Source organism: Mycolicibacterium sp. MU0050 (assembly GCF_963378085.1).
Taxonomy (GTDB): Bacteria; Actinomycetota; Actinomycetes; order Mycobacteriales; family Mycobacteriaceae; genus Mycobacterium; species Mycobacterium wendilense.
Window position 1 is genome coordinate 710318 of record NZ_OY726395.1, and the last position, 15605, is coordinate 725922.

Annotated in this window: 16 protein-coding genes and 4 tRNA genes; 6 read left to right on the forward strand and 14 right to left on the reverse strand. The window is 67.8% G+C overall.

Going from position 1 to position 15605, the window contains the following annotated elements:
- The first annotated feature begins 298 nt into the window (after window positions 1–298).
- Window positions 299–2023: a PE-PPE domain-containing protein gene (locus tag R2K23_RS03300; RefSeq protein WP_316514238.1), complete on the forward strand. Its 1725-nt coding sequence runs from the start codon at window positions 299–301 to the stop codon at window positions 2021–2023.
- A 10-nt stretch (window positions 2024–2033) separates the two neighbouring features.
- Here R2K23_RS03300 and R2K23_RS03305 read toward each other — a convergent pair.
- Window positions 2034–2109: transfer RNA gene (locus R2K23_RS03305), tRNA-Lys, on the reverse strand.
- A 169-nt stretch (window positions 2110–2278) separates the two neighbouring features.
- Between R2K23_RS03305 and R2K23_RS03310 the strand changes: the two genes are divergently transcribed.
- From R2K23_RS03310 to R2K23_RS03320, 3 genes are all read left to right on the forward strand, one after another.
- Window positions 2279–2351: transfer RNA gene (locus R2K23_RS03310), tRNA-Glu, on the forward strand.
- A gap of 38 nt (window positions 2352–2389) precedes the next feature.
- Window positions 2390–2463, forward strand: a tRNA-Asp gene (locus tag R2K23_RS03315).
- Between the two features lie 33 nt (window positions 2464–2496).
- Window positions 2497–2570 (forward strand) — tRNA-Phe (locus R2K23_RS03320).
- A gap of 136 nt (window positions 2571–2706) precedes the next feature.
- Here the strand turns inward: R2K23_RS03320 and R2K23_RS03325 are convergent.
- A complete protein-coding gene (locus R2K23_RS03325) occupies window positions 2707–3912 on the reverse strand; it encodes a site-specific integrase (RefSeq protein WP_316514241.1) in 1206 nt (401 codons plus the stop codon).
- A gap of 157 nt (window positions 3913–4069) precedes the next feature.
- Here R2K23_RS03325 and R2K23_RS03330 point away from each other — a divergent pair, with 157 nt between their 5' ends.
- Window positions 4070–4330 (forward strand): helix-turn-helix domain-containing protein, encoded by a 261-nt coding sequence (locus R2K23_RS03330; protein ID WP_316514243.1) that lies wholly within the window; start codon window positions 4070–4072, stop codon window positions 4328–4330.
- 63 nt (window positions 4331–4393) lie between these two features.
- Here the strand turns inward: R2K23_RS03330 and R2K23_RS03335 are convergent, their stop codons facing one another.
- From R2K23_RS03335 to R2K23_RS03345, 4 genes are all read right to left on the reverse strand, one after another.
- Complete coding sequence (locus R2K23_RS03335) at window positions 4394–5029, reverse strand: hypothetical protein (RefSeq protein WP_316514246.1); 636 nt, start codon at window positions 5027–5029, stop codon at window positions 4394–4396.
- Between the two features lie 151 nt (window positions 5030–5180).
- Complete coding sequence (locus tag R2K23_RS24860; protein WP_396893520.1) at window positions 5181–5546, reverse strand: zinc ribbon domain-containing protein; 366 nt, start codon at window positions 5544–5546, stop codon at window positions 5181–5183.
- Between the two features lie 77 nt (window positions 5547–5623).
- A protein-coding gene (locus R2K23_RS03340) for an IS3 family transposase (protein ID WP_316512199.1) occupies window positions 5624–6786 on the reverse strand; the annotation gives its coding sequence in 2 pieces (ribosomal slippage) (window positions 5624–6499 and window positions 6502–6786; 1161 coding nt in all).
- A gap of 40 nt (window positions 6787–6826) precedes the next feature.
- Window positions 6827–7741, reverse strand: a complete 915-nt coding sequence (locus tag R2K23_RS03345; RefSeq protein ID WP_316514248.1) for an RNA-guided endonuclease InsQ/TnpB family protein — start codon at window positions 7739–7741, stop codon at window positions 6827–6829.
- Window positions 7742–7775: 34 nt separating this feature from the next.
- Here R2K23_RS03345 and tnpA point away from each other — a divergent pair, with 34 nt between their 5' ends.
- Window positions 7776–8198 carry an IS200/IS605 family transposase gene (gene tnpA, locus R2K23_RS03350; RefSeq protein ID WP_316514251.1) on the forward strand — a complete coding sequence of 141 codons (423 nt, stop codon included), beginning with the start codon at window positions 7776–7778 and terminating at the stop codon, window positions 8196–8198.
- A 223-nt stretch (window positions 8199–8421) separates the two neighbouring features.
- On the opposite strand, the gene R2K23_RS03355 is transcribed toward tnpA, so the two are convergent.
- The 8 genes from R2K23_RS03355 to R2K23_RS03390 all read right to left on the reverse strand — a co-directional run bounded on the left by R2K23_RS03355 (window position 8422) and on the right by R2K23_RS03390 (window position 15595).
- Window positions 8422–8721 carry a hypothetical protein gene (locus R2K23_RS03355; RefSeq protein WP_316514253.1) on the reverse strand — a complete coding sequence of 100 codons (300 nt, stop codon included), beginning with the start codon at window positions 8719–8721 and terminating at the stop codon, window positions 8422–8424.
- Window positions 8722–8733: 12 nt separating this feature from the next.
- Window positions 8734–9339 carry a hypothetical protein gene (locus tag R2K23_RS03360; RefSeq protein WP_316514256.1) on the reverse strand — a complete coding sequence of 202 codons (606 nt, stop codon included), beginning with the start codon at window positions 9337–9339 and terminating at the stop codon, window positions 8734–8736.
- A 17-nt stretch (window positions 9340–9356) separates the two neighbouring features.
- Complete coding sequence (locus R2K23_RS03365; RefSeq protein WP_316514257.1) at window positions 9357–9950, reverse strand: hypothetical protein; 594 nt, start codon at window positions 9948–9950, stop codon at window positions 9357–9359.
- 74 nt (window positions 9951–10024) lie between these two features.
- Entirely contained in the window at window positions 10025–11017 is a 993-nt protein-coding gene (locus tag R2K23_RS03370) for a hypothetical protein (protein WP_316514258.1), read from the reverse strand.
- Between the two features lie 233 nt (window positions 11018–11250).
- Window positions 11251–11586 (reverse strand): chromosome partitioning protein, encoded by a 336-nt coding sequence (locus tag R2K23_RS03375; RefSeq protein ID WP_316514260.1) that lies wholly within the window; start codon window positions 11584–11586, stop codon window positions 11251–11253.
- Window positions 11587–11635: 49 nt separating this feature from the next.
- Window positions 11636–12499, reverse strand: a complete 864-nt coding sequence (locus R2K23_RS03380) for a hypothetical protein (protein WP_316514262.1) — start codon at window positions 12497–12499, stop codon at window positions 11636–11638.
- 19 nt (window positions 12500–12518) lie between these two features.
- Complete coding sequence (locus R2K23_RS03385) at window positions 12519–14510, reverse strand: helicase HerA domain-containing protein (RefSeq protein WP_316514264.1); 1992 nt, start codon at window positions 14508–14510, stop codon at window positions 12519–12521.
- Window positions 14510–15595, reverse strand: coding sequence for a hypothetical protein (locus R2K23_RS03390; protein ID WP_316514266.1), 1086 nt, complete (start codon window positions 15593–15595; stop codon window positions 14510–14512). Before R2K23_RS03390 ends, R2K23_RS03385 begins: the two co-directional genes overlap by 1 nt.
- Window positions 15596–15605: the final 10 nt, after the last annotated feature.

Sequence of the window (15605 nt, forward strand, 5' to 3'; positions counted from 1 at the left end):
TGAGCCGACGGCGCATGTCGAAAGGCCCCAGGTGTGCTCGCCGGGATTCCTCACCTTTGAGCAGTGGTCAGTGCAGTGGGCGGCAGGTGCCGTGGTGTTTTCCGACGACCTCGCCCTGGGTGCCCGCGCCGCGGGTGCTGGACGGTGGACACTGACACGTTTCCCGTACAGGACACCCTCGCCTGTGCGATCATCCCTGACACAGCAGCGGGCGGGTTGCCGGCTCGGCGCATACAGCCATTGACGCAGCGTGGGGGGGTACGCAATGCGGCGGACGGTTCGCTCGATCCTTGTTGTGATGCTGGCGCTGACCGGCGTGGTGGCCGTCGCGGTCGCCGGCGTCGTCACGTCGTTCGTGGCGCTGGCGGCCACCGCGCTGATCGTGCCGGGCACCGGCGACCCGAATGCGAATGTGGTGCCGGGCTACATGGAGAACGCGGTCAGCCGGTATCTGCGGCAGACCCGGTGTTTCGAGGGCGGGGCGCCCAACGGTTGTGACGTCGCGGTCCTGGACCCCAGCGTCGACCCCGCCGCCAACCTGATCGGGATCAACTACCCGGCGTCGTTCTGGCCCATGCCCTTTCCCGGTTGGTGCGAGCCGGGCCGGTGCGAAAAGTGGAACGTCTCGGTGGGCGAGGGCGTCAGCGGACTGAACGCGGAGATCATCAGGCAGTGGTCCGAGAACCCGAACGAGGACCTGGTCGTCTTCGGCTACTCACAGGGCGGCGCCGTGGTCTCCAACGAACTGCGCAACCTCGACCAGCTGCCTGACGAAATCAAGGACCGGCTTCAGGTGGTCATGATCGGCAACATCGCCAACCCCGACGGCGGGCTGTGGCAGCGCCTGGCCCCCGTCTCGTTTCTGGGTGAACTGCTGCTGGACGCCACGTTCGGGCCGCCGATGATGACCGACAGCGGCATCCCGATCACCAACATCGGCTTCGAGTACGACCCCGTTGTCTACGCTCCGCGGTACTGGGGCAACCCGCTGACCATGCTCAACGCCATCGCGGCCTTCGACAACGTGCACGGCTACTACCTGGCGCCCAACGGCGGCGACCCCGACGGGACCATGCCCTACGGATACACCGAGGCGCAGTTGGCGGCCGCGCTGGCCGACCCGGACAACATCCGCTACGGCGGCAACAACCCGAACAGCGCGAACAAATACATCATGATCCCGGCGACCTCACTGCCACTGGCCAACCTGATCCTGAGCCTGGCCGAGTCGACCGGCACCACCGCGATCGTCAAGCCGTTCGTCGACCTGCTGGCGCCGGCGGCCAAGGTGATCATCGATCTCGGTTACGACTGGAGCGGCGACCCGGACAAGCCGGTGCCGTTGTCCCTCTTGCCATTCAACCCGTTCAACAACTGGTTGGAGGTGGGCGAGGATCTGGTCGTCGCGCTGGGCGAGGGTGTCCACAACGTGTTCGGGGGGCCGACCGTTGCCCCGCTGGGTGAGGAACCCGCCGAGGCGGGTGTGGACGCGGCGTCGGAGCCCCAGCTGCTGTCACCTGCGGCTGAGCGCGCCAAGGCGACGGAGCCTGCCGGGACCGCACTGGAGGTGGTCCCGGGTGCGGGGATTCCGTCGGCCGCGGAGCCGCCCGCGCCGACGGTTGCCGGCTCCTCGGCGCCCGGGGCGGCCGCGACCACCCTGCAGGACGCCGAACCGGTGGGCGAAGCGGATCTCGTGACTGAACCCGAGGCGCGGGCCGGCGCCAAGGCGGACCTCGAAGCCAAGCCCACCCGCAGCCTGCGGCCCGGCGCCGCGCTCGACGTCCGGAAGGCCGCCAAGGGGCTGCGGAACGCGGTCCAGAACGTCTTCCAGAAGGGCGCTCGCGAGGATGGCAAGAAGGGCCCGGGGAGCCGCCTGAAGAGCGGCCCCGCCGAGGCGACGGAGCGGGAGCGGGCGACCGCTGCGGACGCCGCTGAAGGGAAGACCCCAGAGAAGGGTGACAACGACTCCGCCGATACGAAGGCCGCCGTCAAGAAGGCCAAGAACGACGCGAAGGCCGCCTGAGAAGTGTGCGTGGTGCCCCCAGCAGGGCTCGAACCTGCGACCTGCGGATTAAAAGTCCGTAGCTCTACCAACTGAGCTATAGGGGCCGTGCGAGCCATCAGGATAACTGAGCCCACGGCACCGCATCCGGCCCAGGTTCTCTGGGGCCCGAATGGGGCGTTCAACCCCTCGGTTTTGGGATTGCGGGGGACGTGCCCTAAGCTATCGAAGCTCCCAGCGGAAGCGTTGTGAGTACCCCGGAGAGATTCGGCTCTGGCCCCCTTCGTCTAGCGGCCTAGGACGCCGCCCTTTCAAGGCGGTAGCGCGGGTTCGAATCCCGTAGGGGGTACTTCCATACGTGGAAGCCAGGAGTGAGCAGTACAGCAAGGCCCTGTGGCGCAGTTGGTTAGCGCGCCGCCCTGTCACGGCGGAGGTCGCGGGTTCGAGTCCCGTCAGGGTCGCAAGTAAGGCATTGAGGCATCCCGGTGCCTTCCGGCCAGGTAGCTCAGTTGGTACGAGCGTCCGCCTGAAAAGCGGAAGGTCGCCGGTTCGATCCCGGCCCTGGCCACAATGAAACCCCCAGGTAACTGGGGTTTTCTTGTATCTGGGGCGGGTGCTGGCAGCGCTCCGGTGACCCAGAGTGACCCATTCCAGATTTAATCGCCGACGCGGTGACCCCGATGACCCACGGCAGGGTCACCCGGTCATTCCGAAGCGGCGGTGTCCGGCTTCGAGGTCGTGATCGAGTTCAGCACCGCGGCGGCATCCGCGAGCGCGTCGTTCGTCGAATGCGCGTAGGTACGGAGAGTGAAGCCGGCATCTTGATGCCCGAGCCACGCGGCGATCACCACAACCGGCACGCCTCGCATGTGCATGAGAGTCGCGCAGCTGTGCCTCGCATCATGAAGACGAACGTGGGGGAGACCTGCAGAGCCGAGCGCCTTGGCCCACGCCTTCGTCAGGGTGTCCGGGTGCGGCGCCGCGCCGAACTCGTCGACGACCACGAGACCGGTGTCATGCCACTTGGATCCGAGTGCAAGCTTCGCTTCCCGTTGCCGCTTCCTCTCAGCGCGCAGTGCACGGGCGAGGTCCTCAGGCATCGGCAGAGTCCTGGTGCTGGTCTTCGTCTTGGTGGCGCCGGTGACGCTGCCGCCCGAGACCGCGAGGCGCGCAGCGGAGATCGAGACGGTGCCCTTGTCGAAGTCGATCGAGTCCCAGTCGAGCGCGAGGATCTCACCGCGGCGCAGCCCGTACACCGCGAGCTGCCACGCGATCGAGAACGGATCTGCCTTCGACGAGGCGAGTAGCTTAGTCACCTGCTCGGCGGACAGCGTGTGCATGTCGGCGTTCTCCGTGGGAAGACTCTTCACCAACGCGGCGGGGTTGCGGACGACGATGCCCTGCGCCATCAGGTCGTCGAAGATCGATCGCGCCCGTGCCAGCATCGGGTTGATCGACGCCGGTGCCCACGGGGCGCGGACTGTCTTCTTGTTCTTGGTCAGCTTCTCCGGCGCGTGCCAGGTGCCCATGCGACTGGTCCCATTGCGGAGGGAGGTGACAATCTTCTCTATGTCGTCCTTCGTCACTTGCTGCACCGGTTTGTCACCGAGGGCGTCGACGAGCGGTCTCAAACTGGTGACGTAGGCGCTCATCGTCTTCGGCCGGATACGTTGACCGATTAGCCAGCTGTCCACGGCCTGACGCACCGTGATCTCCGAAGGTGCGACGTGCGTGCCGTGAGACAACTCCGACACGACAGTGCTGCGCCACTTCACCGCGGCCTCGACCGTCTCGAACCGCTTCTTGTGCTGGAACCGCGAGCCGTCGGGCCGTTGCCCATGCACCCGCACCTCGTACCTACGCCCCGCCGAGGTCTCGACAGCCTTCACCCATTCCGGTCTGCGTGCCATTGCTACAGAGTGGCACCTGCGCTGGGTGGAGACGAACGAGTCGTACGACACGCCGACATGTAGACGAAGAAGCGGGGTGAGCTCAGCGCGACACGCCGAAAAAGTACGCGATTCCGGCTCGCTTGGAGGAGTCCCAACTCCGTGGTGCGATGGAGACATGAGCGAGAACCAGAACAGTGATCTCGCCGCCGCGCTCGCCACTCTGCTGGCCGCGGTCGGCCAGACTCAGCCTGCCCAGACGCCGGCACCGGTGACGATGCTCACCGTCGCCGAGACGGCGGAGATGCTCCGCTGCAGCGAGAGCCTCATCTACGCGCAGCTCAAAGACGGCAGGATCAAGGGAGTGAAGGTGGGGCGGAGAAGGTTGATCCCCATGCGCGAGATCGACCGCCTCATCTCCGGCGACGTCGCCGCGTAGTCCCTGCCCCGAACAGCAAGCACCCCGTCACCAACTTGGTGACGGGGTGCTCTGCGCCATGAGTCAGGCCGCGGCGGACTCGATCGCGTACACGGCCTCCATGACTGCGACGCGCTCCATGATGGCGCTCCACTTGTTCCCGACGGCCATTGCGAGCGAGGCACGAGTCGCCTCGGCCAGTCCCTCGTGAGCAGCGGCAGCGACGGGATCCTCGTCGAGGACGGCCCCGATCACGGCGGTGGCCGCCGGATCGGTGAGCCCGTCGATACCCGCGGCGAGCCACCGCACATTCGCCACGGCGAGCGCGCCGGCGAAGGCCAGCGTGGCGGTTCCGCTGTTGGGGTCGGTCTCCGCGAACAACTCGGTCGTCGCGCGGCGGTACATCTGCTCGGACTCGGTCAGCTCCGGCACCACGACCTCGGCGGCGAGTTCGGTCACGGCGTCCCACACCTCCGTGAGCCAGTCCGACAGCGTGAGCATTGTGAAGGGCCCGACCTCCGCAGCGGCGGCATGCGTCACCGGGTCCGTGCTCATCGCAGCGATCAGCTGGCACGCGAGTGTGGTCCCCTCCAACTGCGCACGATGTCGAGCGGCGGCCACGGCACCGGCGTACGCGGTGACGGCGGCGGGCGCGCAGCTGTCTCGGGCGATGGCGTAGGCGGCGTGACGGAAGGCGGCGACGTAGATGTCGTCGGTCATGTGCTTCTCCTGGTTCAGGTGATCCGGCGGTCGGGGCGCAGCACCCGCTGAGGCGGATGCCGCACCCGGACAGTCGGCTCAGATGTCGGAGCTGTCGTCGTCGGCGGACTTGCTCGTTTGACTTCCTCTCCCGCCTAAAGGCGGGAGATTCCTACGCAGCCGCGACATTGCTGTCGGGGTCTGTTCGATGGGTTCCTGCTTCACCGGTGATTGCTTCGGCAAGCCGAAGTCTGACATCTCCTCCACAAGCGTTTAACGACTCCGCTAGCCCAGCGGCGTCGACGACGTTAACAGCAGCGTTGAACTCACGGTCCAGAAGTGTTCCGCAGCCCGGGCATGTCCATTGCCGTACGGAGAGGGGAAGTTTCCCGATCCCCGGGTGACCGCACACTGAACAACGCTGAGAGGTGGGATCGAAGCGTCCTGCTCGCGCTACCTTCCCGCCGCGTTCGGCGCTCTTGTAGGTGATCATCGCCACGAGCATCCCCCAACCCGCATCGTGGATGGATTTGGCCATCCTTGTGCGAGCCAGTCCGACGATGGACAGCGTTTCCAGGCAGACGGGTCTGCTGCACGAGTAGGTGACAGTTTCGGTCACGCGGCCTGACTGGCCGGTGTGGTCATGATGGCTTCGAATTCCACCGGGGTCAACCGGCCGAGGCCGGCTTGTCGGCGGCGTCGGTGGTAGGTGCGTTCGATCCAGGTGACGATCGCGATTCGGAGTTGCTCGCGGGTGTCCCAGCGGCGGCGGTCGAGCACGTTCTTCTGCAGCAGGGAAAAGAAGCTCTCCATGGCAGCGTTGTCGCCGGCCGCGCCGACACGGCCCATCGAGCCGACCATCTCGTGATGGTGCAGTGCGTGCACGAATCGCCTTGAGCGAAACTGAGATCCTCGATCCGAATGTAGGATGCATCCCGCGACATCTCCGCGTCGGGCCACCGCGCTGTGCAGTGCACGGGTGGCCAGTCGGGACTTCATTCGGGAGTCAATGGAGTAGCCGACGATCCTGTTGGAGTACACATCTTTGATGGCGCACAGGTAAAGCTTGCCCTCACCGGTACGGTGCTCGGTGATATCGCTGAGCCACAACTGATTCGGCGCGTCGGCGGTGAAGTCGCGTTCGACGAGATCGTCGTGGACCGGTGGGCCGGGCTTGCCGTTCTTGCCGCGGTTTTTGCCGAACACGCTCCACAGTTGGTTCTGGGAGCAGATGCGCCAGGCGGTGCGCTCGGCCATCGGCTCGCCAGCGTCGCGGGCCTCCTCGACCAGGTAGCGATATCCGAACTCCGGATCATCGCGGTGCGCGTCGAAAAGGGCGTTGACGCGGTAGGCCTCGACGCGTTCGGCGTCGGTGACAGGGGAGGCCAGCCAGCGGTAATACGGTTGGCGAGCGAGCTTGAGGACCCGGCACGTCACCGCGACGGGGATCCCGTCGGCGGCGAGCTCTTTCACGAGCGGGTAGATCCTTTTCCCGGCAGGTTGGCCTGCGACAGATACGCCGCGGCACGGCGCAGGACCTCGTTTTCCTGCTCGAGCAGCTTGATCCGCCGCCGGGCCTCACGCAGCTCACCGGACTCGCCGGTGGTCTTGCCGGGCTTGGCGCCCTCGTCAATGTCGGCCTGACGGAGCCATTTCTGCAGCGTCATCGGGTGCACCCCGAAATCGGTGGCGATCTGCTCGATCGTCACCCCGTCATCGCGATTGCGGGCCACGCGCACGACGTCGTCGCGGAACTCACGGGGATAGGGCCTTGCCATGGGGACATCCTCCCAGCCTGCCCACCCAGGGCAAGCCGACTCAGATGTCACCTACTCGTGCAGCAGACCCGACCGTTTGGTTTTCACGGGCTACCCGAAGGCTGAACTTGTCGAGCTGGTCTTTGCGGGTTCGGGCCACCTGCGAGTGCAGCTTGGCCACCTTCTGTTTCTGTTTGAGGTAGTTGTTCGAGGGTGGCCGTTTGTCTTTACGGGAACCTTTCTCTTTGCGGGAGAGCGACTTCTGGGCACGTGCAAGTGCACGCTGTTTGCGGCGGAGGTGTCGCTCGTTTGGTTCGTCGAAGCGTTCTCCACCACCTTCACCGTCAAGGTGCACTCCGGAAGCGAGAACGGTAAGACCGAGATCGATTCCGGCAACGGTTCCGTCCGGTGCCGGCTCCTTGGTGACCTCCACGGGTTGGTAGGTGAACGAAACTTCGAAGGTGCCGTCAGGGTTGCCGATCAGGGTGACCGAGGAGAGCGTGTCCCAATCCAGGTCCGCGGAGACAACGAACTTGACCTCCCCGAGACCGGGAAGTCGAACGAAACCCCACTTTGAGCATCCATCCACTCGCACGCTGAAACCAGCGTTTCGGGTGAACGTTGCGCTCTGCCTGCCGCTGCGACGCTTGAACTTGGGGAAGCCCACCTTGCGGCCTTTCCGTTTCCCCGAGCAGGAGTCGAAGAAGTTCCGATACGCCCGTTTGGCGTTGGCGATCGATTGCTGCAAAGCAACCGAGGAGACCTCGGCAAGCCATTGCCGTTCCGGTGTTTTCTTCGCCAGCGTGGTGACCTGTTTGGCGACCTGATCGAAGTCGGTTTTCCCTGTTTCGCTGTACTGACGCCCAGCTTCGGCGAGGAAGTCGTTGAAGACGACCCGGCAGCAACCAAACAGTCTGGCGGCGTGTTGGCGTTGCCCACCGGTGAGGTAGGCCCGCGCAGAATGTCGCCGCTTCATGTTTGCCAGAGTAGCACGCTGTACAGTTGGCGTCATGGTGGAGGATGCGGATGTTCGTAAAGGGAGACATGCTGTTTGGGACTTGCATGTGCATTTGGTGTTCGTGACAAAGTACCGACGTCGAGTGTTCGCCGCCGAGCATCTCGAAGCGCTCCAAGAGGTGATGTCCTCGGTGTGTGCTGATTTCGGATGCGAGCTCGAAGAGTTCAACGGGGAGGACAACCATGTGCATCTGCTGGTCGGGTTTCCGGCCACGGTCGAGTTGTCGAAGCTGGTCAACAGCCTCAAAGGTGTTTCCTCGCGCAAACTTCGGCAGCAGTACAAAGACCACCTACAGCAGTTCTTGTGGGGTGGGCATCTCTGGTCACGTTCCTACTACGCGGGAACAACCGGCGGAGCTGGAATCGAAACCGTTCGGCGTTACATCGAGCAGCAGAACAGGCCGAACCCGGCGTGATTCACCTCCCACCTGAAGGTGGGAGCACTCTCACGCATCCAGGTAGATGCCGAACGGATCGCCGGGCGGCACACGCGGTGCGTTTGGATCCGGTGTCCAGATGCGCGTCAGCTGCTCGTCGTTGTCGGGGTCGGTCATGGTCTCTCCTTGCTCGTTCTTCTTCGTGGTCCGGCGGACCGGCCGCCCCACGGAACTCGGTCCGTGGAACAGCCCGCTCGTCGGGTCAGCGGCGGTTCGGGTCCGGATCGACTCGGCACCCAGTCACGCCCACCTGGTCGCGATCCACGCGCTTGAGCTGTCCACCGCCGAGCGGCGCGGCCCAGAGTTCGCCGCCGTACCCGGTGATGACGAGGCTGCAGACGCCGGCGACGGATCGCTGCTCGGCAACGTGCGGCGGGGCGACCCCCTCCGACCGCTGCGGAGTGAAGGCCAGCGTCACGAGAGCGGTGACGACCGCTACGCCGGCGACGAGCGCGGCGGCGAGGGTCGTACGGCTCGTGAGGATGCGCTTGAACGTGCTCATCTTCGTCTCCTTCTAGTTGGTCGGGTCGGACGGCAGCGGGACGACTTCGCCCGACTCGGAGCGCAGATGCGGCACCGCGCCTCGCGTCGGGACGGGCTCGGGCACCAGGTAGACGGCGCTGCCGACGCGCACCCACGTGCCGCGCTCGTCGACGAACTGATACGGGGTGCTCGCGGCCGGATCGTCGGCCGTCGGGACGTTGGCTGCGGGGCTGCAGGTCCAGAGATCCGCGGCGCCCGGGTTGCTGTGGAACGCCTTCTCGGCCTCGGTGTCGCGCACGAGCTGGCCGCCGTCGGTGCCGTACATCCGCCAGAGCGCGCCGTCCCACGTGCGCACCCAGCTGCACCCTTCGCCGTGGCTGAACAGGTACGGGAAGCTGCGCGCGGCGGCGGCCTCGGCGGCCACTCGGTCGGTGGTGCTCGGGAGACCGAGGGCGCCGTAGATGGCGAGCTCGCGCTTCCCGGCCTCAGCCTCGGCGCGCTTCACCTCACGGTCGGAGACGACGCTCGGGGCGGCCGAGCTGCTCGGCGCCGAGATGGGCTCGGTGTGCGGGGTGCAGGCGGTCAGGGCGACGGTGACGGCCGCCAGGGCGACGATGCCGTTGAGGTACTTGTTCATGGTGTTCTCCTTCGGGTTCAGTTCGTGGGGGTCGCGGGTCCGGCGCTGTCCTCCGCGACCAGCACGGCGCCGCGCTCGCTGATCTGCGTCGGCAGTGCGTACGCGCGACCGCCGATCGAGACCTTCGTGGTGGCGCCGTCCCTCCACCGGAACGGCGTGGACACCGTGGGGTCGGGCTGCGTCGGCAGAGACTCGGCCGGCTGCTCGCACTCCTTGGCGACCAGGGCGCCGGGATTCGCGCGGAACCACGCGAGCTGCTTCTCGTCACGGACGAGGGCGCCGCCGCCGGAGTGGAGCGCCCACAGCGCGCCGTCAGGCATGCGGATCCAGGAGCAGCCCTCGCCCCAGGAGAAGGCCAGCGGCGACCCGTCCTGCGCGGCGGCCTCCACCAGCTGGCCGATGACCGGGCCCGGGACGCCGAGCTCGGCGTTGCGCTCCAGCCGGCGCATTCCCTCGCGCGACTGCTCCCGGAAGGACTCGCTACCGCTAGGCGAGGCCGAGACGGACGACGGTGCGGAGGCGGGCTCGCCGCTGGTGGTGGTGTCGCACGCGGCGAGGGTCATGACCGCGGCGGCGGCGAGCGCCGCGATCGAGTACTTCTTCGTGTTCATGTTGTCCCTTTCGTGGACGAGGTGAGGGGTTGCACCCGGGGTGTCGGTGGGGTAGGTAGCGGAGCGGTCTGGGGTCAGGCGAGGGCGGGCTCGGCGGCCTCCAGCTCGCGGGCGGCCTTGACGATGCGCTGCACCGCGCTCTCCGTGATCCCGGTGGCCGCGGCGAGTTCGCGGTTCGAGTCGCCGTTTGCCTTCCCGCGAAGCACGCGGCGCACCACGTCGACCGAGGCTGTGGTGCGGCCTGCGTCGACGAGCAGTTCGGCGCGACGCAGGTGCTCCGAGTCGCCGTCTGCGTCGCGATCGGCGACGGTCTGCGTCGCGAGCGAAGCAGGGGCGTGCGTCGCGGCGGGTCGAGGAGTCGGCACCGCGGTGAGTCGCCGCGACGTGGCCGCTTCGTCCCCGTGCTTCGCGTCTGCTTCGCGCGACTCACCCCTGGTCACAGGCAGTTCGTCCGTGTCTGCGTCGCGAAGCGCGTCGCGCTGCGTCGCGGCGTGAGTCGCGGGTTCATCGAGCTCCGCGTCGCGAACTGACTCGGTCTGCGTCGCGGCGCGAGCGGGCTCTGCGTCGCGCGTTGCCGGGGCTTCGACCCGCTGCGCCACGGGTGCCTCTTCGCGAACCGCGTCGGGCTCGACGACGAGCGCGTAGGCAGCCGCGGCGGCGAGGACATCGATCGCGACGGGGAGCAGGTAAGCGGTCCAACCGTCGTGACCGCGCATCCGCATCAGGCCGGACAGCGCCTCGAAGCTGAGCACGAACGCCGCCACCGCCGCGACGATCACCGCGACGGTCACCGCGAACCGAGCGCCCCTGCGGACCCGGGCGGCCTTCGGGATGAAGTGGACCCCGACCGGCAGCAGGATCGGCGCGACCGCGGCGAGGGCGATCGACACGGGAGTCACGGCGCCCCGCTCGACTGCGTAGGCGACGTTGCCGGCCAGGCTCACGGTGGTGCAGCCCAGCAACAGGCGCGTGAACGCCTTGCGGTCGGAGTTCATGTACTTCTCCTCGTCATATGCCTTGACCTGCGGAAACGGCGCCACCGGCCGGACTGGCTGATCGACGGCCACGGTGGCGGCTCCTGCCGACCGGACCGGCTGATCGACGGCCACGGCGCTCGTAGCGGGTGTTGTGGCGGTCCTTGTAGCGCGGGTTGTAGCGGAACCCGGGTTGTGTTTCGACTTCTCCAGCCCCTCGAGGCCGGGGTAAACGTGCAGGTCGCGGGTCTGGAAACACATACCCCCACCCTCTGCGGAGGCATCCGGACCCGTGGCGGCGGAAGGCGCTTGTAGCGCGGGGGTGATCACGCGCCGGCCTCTCGCTCGACCCTCGCGTCGGCGACCATCTGCGCGACGGCATGGCGCCCCAGACCGATCCGGTCGGCCAGCGCACGTTCACTGACTCCGGCCTCGTGCAGCAGGAGGAGCGTGTGCGCGAGCCGGCGACGGCGACGTGCCTCACCCCGGACCCACTTCTCGAGCGCGGCGAGGGCGTCCTCCGCGGTGAACGGATCTTCCGGGTGCGGGGTGAGGGCCTGGGCGGTCACGGTGACGACGGCGGCCAGCGCCTTGGACGCGTCGCGCAACGCGTCGGTCGCGGCGGCTGCGGCGGCCGGGTCACGGGTGACGAACCTGGTCATCGGTCTTCCTTCCTGCTAGACGGTCTGAGAGTTTCTGTGTGCGACGGTCTTAGAACCCGGCCCCGGATTGCGGGACGGTCGCGCTGTCTTCACGCACGCGCACGCTGGGCCCGTTTTCCGTCACCGCGGTGATCGCCTCGGCTACGGCGGCCTCGACTAGGGCCGGATCGAGCTCCTCGGCGGGCGCGTATCGACCCACCTCGGCGCGGGCGACGCTCCACTTCCCTGCACCGTCATCGACCAGATCGACATGCCGTGCATGGGCGAGCGGCTGTCCGGCCAGTCGGCGCTGCAGCGTGGTCGCATGCACCCCGAGCCCTTCGGCCAGACTCATCCGGCGGACACCGCCGAGCACGAGCGCGGCCAGGACCGGATCCATCGCGGCGTCGAGAGCGGCGCGGCTTCCGTGCAGGTGCAGGACGGCTTCGAGGGCCTCATCGACCACGGCGGCCTCGGGAACGCCACCCTGACTCACGGTGCTGATCGGGCGAAGCGCACTGGCGTACGTCCGGCCGAGGCCGCGAGCGGCGCCGATCAGCGACTCGCGGCTGGCGCGGACGCTCAGCCTGTCCTTGCGTCGGAACATGCCGAAGTGCAGCTCCGGCACGGGAACCGCAGTGGGAGCCGAGGCGGCGAGGCGGTCGGTGAGGGTGCTGCTGCGGATCGAGAGGAGGCGAGCGAGCTTGGTGGGGGCGATGCCGGCGTTGATGAGCTCGCGGAGGAGTCCGGTGATCGTGTGATCGAGTGCGGGCTTCGCGGCGATCAGGTGCAGCGCCGCGGTGAGGGCGTCCTCGACGGTGGGCGGGGCGGCGACGGTGCGGCCGGCGACCTCGGCGAGCGGGCGGAGGGCGGCGAGGTGCGCCGCGCGGACGGCGTCGGCGGCGGCGACGAGGGCGTCGGTCTGCGTGGTCATGGTGGTCTCCGTTCGTGGGTCAGTTGACGTTCTGGAAGGCGGCGGACAGCGGCGGCGATCCGGGGTTGTAGGCGGGGCTGGTCATGTCCCAGGGCGCGGCGCCGGGGTCGGGTTCCAGCTCTCCAGTGACCCGGTTCAGCCGGTCCAGGACGACAGTGCCGAGGTCCTCGACAGTGCCGTCCGGCTCGAAGGACTTGTCGCCCTCCCACGCCCCCCACGACTGCCACGCACCGTGCGCCCCGGGGACGTCGTCACCGGTCGGGAACTGGTGCCCCCACCGCTTGAGGCGCGGGGTACCTGCCGTGTCGCGAACGAACTTCGCGGCCTGGTCCGCGTCGTTGTAGAACGACTGGAACTGCACCACTTCGGCGTCGTCGGCCATCACGATCCCGCGGCCCTTCTGGCCCGGGAGGATCCCCTCACGCGCGGCCTTCGCGGCGTCGCGATCCTGCTCGTCGAAGAGCCGCTGGATGTGCGTGTCGGACGCCTTGCCGAGCACGGCGCGGATGCTGAGGTGCTCCTTCACCTTGTTCGGGAGCGCCGCGACGTAGACGTGCTGTCCGGCCACGATCAGGTGCACGCCGTAGGCGCGGGCCTTCGCCCCGATCTCGCCCAACATGTTCACGGTGGCTTGCGCCTGAGCCTTGGCGACCTTGTCGCCGCCATCGCTCAACGCGGTGTTCAGGAACTCGCCCATCTCATCGAAGATCAGGACGACGCGCGGCCAGAGGATGTCGTCGACGCCGAGGCCTCGGTCCGCGAGCTCGTTGGCCACGGCCGCGCGGAACTTGTACAACTCCCGCAGCTTGTGCACGGTGGCGTGCATGAGTGCGGGAGTCGCAACGCTCAGGTGCGTGATCCCCGCGACGCTCTCCTTGTAGAGGCTGCGGAACTCCGGCGTGCCCTTTGCATCTGCAAGCCACACCTCGGCGCCCTGCGCCGCGAGGCTGCGCGCGAGGATGACCATGGTGGTGCTCTTGCCGCTGTTCGTCATGCCGAAGATCGCGGCGTGACTGCGGTCCTTGAGCCGCGGCGCGACCACCTCTCCGGTCTCAGTCACGCCGAGGAACAAGCGGATCTCGTTGCTGACGGCGTAGCGCTCGGCCTCGGTGCGCGGCAGCCAGAGACGGCCCGCCGACAACGGGTTCGACTTGGGGAACGCACGCACCAACGGCTTCGAGTTCAGGTGGATCGTCGGCCGCAGTCCGTCGCCCGCCGTCACCGTCAGCTCCGGCATCGCCAGCGCCGCGCGCAGTGCGGGCTCAGCTGCGATCACGTCGCGCGGAAGCATCCCCGGCGGCAGTGCCAGCGTCACCGTTCCGCCGCGGTCGTCGGATCCGAACTCGCGCTGCGGGTACTTGATCTCGCCGGTCTTCGGGTCGACAACGCGGAGGCCGACGAGGTCGAACAGCTCCTGGTGGTACGTGCCACCGGTAGTTGCGCTGCGGTAGAAGGCGCGCGTCTTCGGGTGCTCGCGCCAGCCGTTCGTGGTGTCGAACGCGTTGGTGCGGACGAGGAAGAACTTGCGCTTGTCCTCGCCGGGTTCCACCTCGTAGTCGCCGAGGTTCTGCCGGCGGACGGTCTCGGCGAGCATCGTCTCCGCGACAGCCTTGCGTCCCTCGCCAGCGAGCTCGGCGGGCACTGTGACCTGAACGTAGAGCGTGTCCCCTCGGGTGAAGACCTCAGCGCCGAAACGTGCGTCGAGGCCGAACGCGGCGTGGTCGCCACCGAACAGCGCGGTCTCCCAGGCGTCGATCACCCAAGCCGAACCGGTGAGCTGCGGAGCGGCTTCCTCGGCGCGAGGGCCCTGCGGACGTGCCGCACGGATCTCGGGGAGCAGCGCCATGTACCGGTCGGCCGCGGCCCGTACCTCGCCGTCGTGGTCGGCCTGGCTCCGCTGGGGTCGGTCAGCGGTGGCAGGCTTCTTCGCGGCGGTCTTCGCCTTCTTCTCCGTCGGCGCCGCGGTCGCGGTGGACGAGTCGCCGAACAGCTCGTCGAACCCGCCGGACATCACGCCCACCTCGGGTCGATGCGCGGGCCGGTCTCCTTGGGTTCCTGGACCTGCTCCTGCTGCTGCGCCGCCTTGGCGTTCATGCTCAGCCGGAGCATGTAGCGGCCGGTCTCGACCTCGCGCTCCCAGTTGCCCGCGCTGGCGACGCGCGCGGTGAGCAGAAGGTAGTGCGTGACCTTCGCGAGCTCCTTCTCGCCGATAGTGATGTCGCGCGTGCGCACCACGAACTCAACGTCGCCGGAGCCGTCGAGGAACGCGTTCACGCTCGCAAGGGTGGCGTCGGGGATGAAGTTGCCGGCCTCATCGGTGGTTCCGAGGCCCACAGTGCGCACGGCCTCCGCGAAGGCCGCGTGCGCCTTGGAACGGTCGCCGTCCGGTGCTGTCACCGCGGCGAGGGCGCTGCCCTCAACCCAAGGGACCACCGACGAGAACGCCGCGTAGCGAGCGAGGTCCGTAGGCGAAGTCGGCGGGGCCGGCGGAACCTTCGGCGCAGGCATCGGGGGCGCGGCGAGGCCAACGCCGTGGGGGTCGTAGACCGATCGATCAGGCACCTGCGCGGCGGCCTCAGCGTGCGCGCGCTGCACCTGCTCGAGATGGTGCTGCTCGGCCAGGGCGCGTCCGCGGGCGAGCTCGCCGGCGGCCTTCTGCGCCTTCTCCTCGGCGGACTCGCGTCGGGCCGCGATGATGACCCACACGATGAACGCGATCAGTCCGCCGAAGAACAAGAGCGCGCCGTAGCTGTCGAAGAACGAGCTGAAGGCATCGCCGATGCCCCCACCGGAACCGCCGGAACCGCCGGACGAGGGTGCCGACGTCGGCGTGGTCTCGCCCAGGTCGCAGAGCGCGCGGAAGGCCTCTGAATGCTCACGGGGGCAGTCAGGATCGGTCGATGCGGCCGCAACCGGCGTGTTGAGCGTCGCGACCGTGAGGGTCGCGAGGGTGAAACCGCAGGTCAAGAGGCTGACTCGTGCGGGGGACGTGACACTCAGCGTTCGGGGGCTGCGGCTGGGTCGCTTGATCATGCTCACGAGCTTGCAGCGTTCTAAGACCGTCGCGCAATCGGCGAACGTGCTGGTCAGAGCCATTTCTGACGGT

What these genes read in the sequence shown, in the direction of transcription:
- R2K23_RS03300 (WP_316514238.1), top strand. Translation starts at nt 299, where the DNA reads ATGCTGGCGCTGACCGGCGTGGTGGCCGTCGCGGTCGCCGGCGTCGTC.
- R2K23_RS03325 (WP_316514241.1), bottom strand. Translation starts at nt 3,912, where the DNA reads ATGGCACGCAGACCGGAATGGGTGAAGGCTGTCGAGACCTCGGCGGGG.
- R2K23_RS03330 (WP_316514243.1), top strand. Translation starts at nt 4,070, where the DNA reads ATGAGCGAGAACCAGAACAGTGATCTCGCCGCCGCGCTCGCCACTCTG.
- R2K23_RS03335 (WP_316514246.1), bottom strand. Translation starts at nt 5,029, where the DNA reads ATGACCGACGACATCTACGTCGCCGCCTTCCGTCACGCCGCCTACGCC.
- R2K23_RS24860 (WP_396893520.1), bottom strand. Translation starts at nt 5,546, where the DNA reads ATGGCCAAATCCATCCACGATGCGGGTTGGGGGATGCTCGTGGCGATG.
- R2K23_RS03345 (WP_316514248.1), bottom strand. Translation starts at nt 7,741, where the DNA reads ATGAAGCGGCGACATTCTGCGCGGGCCTACCTCACCGGTGGGCAACGC.
- tnpA (WP_316514251.1), top strand. Translation starts at nt 7,776, where the DNA reads ATGGTGGAGGATGCGGATGTTCGTAAAGGGAGACATGCTGTTTGGGAC.
- R2K23_RS03355 (WP_316514253.1), bottom strand. Translation starts at nt 8,721, where the DNA reads ATGAGCACGTTCAAGCGCATCCTCACGAGCCGTACGACCCTCGCCGCC.
- R2K23_RS03360 (WP_316514256.1), bottom strand. Translation starts at nt 9,339, where the DNA reads ATGAACAAGTACCTCAACGGCATCGTCGCCCTGGCGGCCGTCACCGTC.
- R2K23_RS03365 (WP_316514257.1), bottom strand. Translation starts at nt 9,950, where the DNA reads ATGAACACGAAGAAGTACTCGATCGCGGCGCTCGCCGCCGCCGCGGTC.
- R2K23_RS03375 (WP_316514260.1), bottom strand. Translation starts at nt 11,586, where the DNA reads ATGACCAGGTTCGTCACCCGTGACCCGGCCGCCGCAGCCGCCGCGACC.
- R2K23_RS03380 (WP_316514262.1), bottom strand. Translation starts at nt 12,499, where the DNA reads ATGACCACGCAGACCGACGCCCTCGTCGCCGCCGCCGACGCCGTCCGC.
- R2K23_RS03385 (WP_316514264.1), bottom strand. Translation starts at nt 14,510, where the DNA reads ATGTCCGGCGGGTTCGACGAGCTGTTCGGCGACTCGTCCACCGCGACC.
- R2K23_RS03390 (WP_316514266.1), bottom strand. Translation starts at nt 15,595, where the DNA reads ATGGCTCTGACCAGCACGTTCGCCGATTGCGCGACGGTCTTAGAACGC.